Origin of the sequence: Mycoplasma sp. HS2188 (genome assembly GCF_025209835.1) — a bacterium.
Taxonomy (GTDB): domain Bacteria; phylum Bacillota_I; class Bacilli_A; order Mycoplasmatales; family Metamycoplasmataceae; genus Mycoplasmopsis.
The window spans coordinates 1-3,597 of the sequence record NZ_JAOAOI010000020.1 but is presented as its reverse complement, the minus strand read 5'-3'; the positions used below and the strand labels follow the sequence as shown (position 1 = coordinate 3,597).

4 protein-coding genes and 1 rRNA gene are annotated in these 3,597 nt (G+C 26.5%); 2 read left to right on the top strand and 3 right to left on the bottom strand.

The window, feature by feature from the left end; translation table 4 throughout:
* The 3 genes from N1F73_RS03490 to N1F73_RS03480 form a co-directional block, all read right to left on the bottom strand.
* Positions 1–83, bottom strand: a 16S ribosomal RNA gene (locus N1F73_RS03490); the annotation flags it as partial.
* Positions 84–484: 401 nt separating this feature from the next.
* Complete coding sequence (gene tpx / locus N1F73_RS03485) at positions 485–970, bottom strand: thiol peroxidase (protein WP_259290518.1); 486 nt, start codon at positions 968–970, stop codon at positions 485–487.
* 557 nt (positions 971–1,527) lie between these two features.
* Positions 1,528–2,124 carry a hypothetical protein gene (locus tag N1F73_RS03480; RefSeq protein WP_260360125.1) on the bottom strand — a complete coding sequence of 199 codons (597 nt, stop codon included), beginning with the start codon at positions 2,122–2,124 and terminating at the stop codon, positions 1,528–1,530.
* Between the two features lie 387 nt (positions 2,125–2,511).
* On the opposite strand from N1F73_RS03480, the gene N1F73_RS03915 reads away from it, so the two are divergent.
* Together N1F73_RS03915 and N1F73_RS03910 are read left to right on the top strand one after the other, a co-directional pair.
* On the top strand, positions 2,512–2,883 hold the full coding sequence (locus tag N1F73_RS03915) for a type III restriction endonuclease subunit M (RefSeq protein ID WP_311733634.1): 372 nt from the start codon (positions 2,512–2,514) through the stop codon (positions 2,881–2,883).
* A gap of 35 nt (positions 2,884–2,918) precedes the next feature.
* Complete coding sequence (locus N1F73_RS03910; RefSeq protein ID WP_311733633.1) at positions 2,919–3,488, top strand: site-specific DNA-methyltransferase; 570 nt, start codon at positions 2,919–2,921, stop codon at positions 3,486–3,488.
* Positions 3,489–3,597 lie beyond the last annotated feature (109 nt).

Sequence of the window (3,597 nt, the reverse complement as noted above, 5' to 3'; positions counted from 1 at the left end):
AGTACAAAAGTACTTCGCTCGACTTGCATGTATTAGGCACACAGCCAGCGTTCATCCTGAGCCAGGATCAAACTCTCGAAAAAATTGACTTCGTCATGTTTATATATCTAGTTTTCAAAGAACGATTATTTGCTATCAATTTAGCTAATTTATTATATCTTAAAATTATTTTTAAGAAAACATTTTTTTAATTTTTTTTTAGCTATTTTTTTGTTACTACTTAACGATTAATAGCAATATTATTTTACATAAAAAGACAAATTGTCAAAATAAAAAATTAAATTTTTTTTATATTTAAGGTTAGGAGCCTGAATTTTAATTTTCTAATTAATATTAATATTGAACTCTTATATTATATATAGTCACAGTTTGCTAAATTTAGTCGGTATATAGTTTGTTTTAGTTAATAATCATCAAAATAAATTAGCTTTAAGCGAAAACATTTTTACATAAATAAAAAATTCACGCTTGCGCGTGAACATATTTAGTTAAAAAATTTCATTACAGCATCATAATCAGGTTCATTACCGACTTCTTCTAGGTATTCAACATGTAAGACTTTATTGTTTTCGTCCAAAACAAAAACTGCCCGGGTTAAAAGACCAATTCCTTCTAGAAGAGTTCCGGTTTTTAAAGCGAAATCGTGATGTCTAAATTCGCTGACCGGAATTACAGTTTTATTACCTGTGGCCGCACATCAACGATTGAATGCGAATGGTAAATCTTGTGATACTGCAACTACTGGATAATTTGTTTGTGCAAATTTATGCATAAATTTAGTAGTTTCCATTTCGCAAACACCAGTGTCGATTGATGGAATTGATAAAATAAGTTTTTTTGTTTTTGGCAATGAATCAAATTCAAAATCACTCATGTCCAAATTAACACCTTTAAAAGAAGGGAATATATCGCCTACTTTTATTTCATTACCAAGTAAGTTTACTGGTTGAGATTTAAATTTTACTTTCATATTTTTCTCCTTAAAATTATTAATTTAATTATACACGAGTATCTTTATTACTTAATTAAGCAAATAGAAGATGGGGAGTTGTTATGATTTAAGAAGCAAAAAAGCTTTTTTAAAAAATAGGAAAAAGGTTTTTGCTTTATAGATTTGTGATTTAATGTAGAATTTTATTGTCCAGTATTGTGCTTTTTTTAAAGCACATTTTAAATTTTATTAATTAATTCTTGATAAGTTTTGGATAATAATTTAAGAATTTCCGCGGAAACTAACAAGTTTTTTTAAGCAATTCTTTTTCTCTTGTACTTGAATTTCTTAATTCATTGATCACCTTATATAAATTAATTGTAAATTAAATGAGGACAAAAAAATTTGACCCAAATCGTAAAGGTTGGTGTCTAATTTTTTTTGTCATCGTTTATTTTATTTTTTTTAAAATGATATTTAATTATTCATGTAATATAAAAACTAAATGTTGCCAATAGACAGCAAAAATTTTTAACAAAAACACCAATGTGCCTTTCGGACATTGGTGTTAAATTTTCTTAATCTAATATTAATTATTATTTGCGGTGTATAAGCTCTATTTTACTTGGACCATATTTAAAACTTAAATATAAATCTAGTAAAATCCAGCTAAACATTAAAGCCACAAAAATTGTTAGAATAACAATAAAAATAATCAAATAATGTTTTTTAATTTTAGCTAATTCAGTGTTATTATTGAACTCATTTCTAAATTGAATATAAATTATTGAATAAATCAATGTTAGAACTAACAACAAAATAAATCAAACAACCATTGAATGTGAGTAATTTAATTTAAATGAAGTTCTGTGTTGGAATGTTAAATTAAACAGTGTTAAGGTAATTGCGATTAATGATAGTACAATTCCGATTGAACTAACAGCCACAACTTTTTTAGTTTTATGTTTCACTATAATTTCAACTATTGATCAAAGTGAAACAAACACTAAAATAGCACTTATCGGTGTCGAAAGAACAGCAAAAGACTCAATAACAGGTTCGCCACTTGCTCATAAATATGAGTTATTTAAAATTACCATAAATGCCTTTGTAATTCCAATAACAGCACTCAAAACAATTACTAAAATGTTTATTAAAATTTTAATTTTGTCGCTGATTTTGTTAAATATCATCCATTCTCCTTTTAACCAAGTGAAATATGTTTTTGTGTTTTTAAAATGCCAACAATTATCTCCTCGTAATTAAATTTTATAAGGAAATCAATAAATGATATTCATCATATAAGAAATATTTGCAATTATTATTGTCATTTGCATAAATATGTTCCACATTAATCAGCGAACTGCTAGGCCTTTCAAAACTGGCGATAGTGCCCAAACACTGCATTGCCTTGTGAAATAAAAAAACAAAAGTTCTCATTTGTCAAATTTAAAAAAGTGGAACTTTTGTTTTTTATTTCATTTTATCTATACGACTGATATTTCATTTCATAATTACATTTATGAATAATATAATTTTAATTAGATAAAAACTAGCTAACGTATCAATAAGGAGAAAATATGAGCAAAGAAATAATCTTAAATGATTACATTGATAAAATCAATGAAATATCAAAAAACGATATTAATCAAGATCAAAAAGAGCTAATAATTAATATCTTAAAAAGAACAGATGAAAAAGATTTACAAAACGTATATCAATTTCTAATCAAAAGAGTGAAAATTGGTTTTGTTTTTGATGAAGCACCAGCTAGCAAAAACACATCTTTAGCCTTGCTTAAAAAAGACGAAAAAAAATCATTTATTAATGATCTATTAAACCAACAAGAATCCCAAAATACTCTTATTATCGGTGAAAACTATGACGCTTTAAAGAATCTATTAGTGATAGAGAGAGAGTCGCTAGCGACTCAAATGCACTTTACGATGTAATTTATATCGATCCTCCTTATAATACTGAATCATCTTTGAGCGATGGAAATAGTTTAAAAAACGGCGAAAAAGATGATGTTGCAGCTTCAAAATTTATTTATCGTGATAAATTCAGTCGTACAGGCTGACTGAATATGATGAGCGAACGTCTAAGAATGGCAAAAGACCTATTGAAAGAAGATGGGGTTATTTTTGTATCAATTGATGACACAGAACAAGCTTATTTGAAAGTTTTAATGGACGAAATATTTGGTGAAGAGAATTTTATTGAAATATTTTTATGAAACAAAAATAGTGGCGGCACCTCTTTATCAAATTTTACAAAACAAGATTTTGAATATGTCTTATGTTTCGCAAAAAATATAAAAAAAATTAATCATAAATTTTTAAGTTATTTTAGTGACGGAATGGGCGATTCCTCATTAATAAATCAACCAAATAAATATAAAAAATTAATATTCCCTCCAGATTCTATTTTCTTTCCAAATATAAAAAATTCAACTATAAAAAAAGAAATATACAGAGATCTTGAATTACACAATGATATAATCGTTGAAAATAATAAAAATAAGAACACGGTAGAAATTGGGGGTATAAAATGTTAGCAGGTAATATACATTTTGTTAATTCAATTATACACCATTCCAGGCGATTAAAATTTGAAAAACTGCTTTTCTTTTGGCTCTCTGTTTATATATATGGGGGGGTCTCTCT